Genomic DNA, 289 nt, shown 5'->3' on the forward strand with positions numbered 1-289 from the left:
TGACTGGATTAATCGAGCATTTTTAACGCGGACTTCATGCTCGTTAAAAAATAAACATAAGCATTGTGAGCAAATGTTCCCCAAGAGTTCAAGCTCATCCAGAGAAAATGAACCAACCTCGGGTAAATTGACCATCATGAATACAAAATTTCAACCTTGTAAAGCCTTGGGCGTGTTTTCACCACCACCTCCACTTTTACACTGGCCGATCATTCACCTCCATTTGATTTTTTACCCATTTTGAGGAACAGCTGTGAAGAGCGATCATTTATAGCCATCCTCGTAACAC

At 40.8% G+C, this 289-nt stretch carries 1 protein-coding gene; it reads left to right on the forward strand.

The window, feature by feature from the left end; translation table 11 throughout:
- A partial coding sequence (locus QSV46_RS39400; protein WP_314964047.1) for a hypothetical protein occupies positions 1–244 on the forward strand: 244 nt, incomplete at its 5' end.
- Positions 245–289: the final 45 nt, after the last annotated feature.

The organism is Bradyrhizobium cosmicum, from assembly GCF_032290525.1.
GTDB lineage: Bacteria > Pseudomonadota > Alphaproteobacteria > Rhizobiales > Xanthobacteraceae > Bradyrhizobium > Bradyrhizobium cosmicum_A.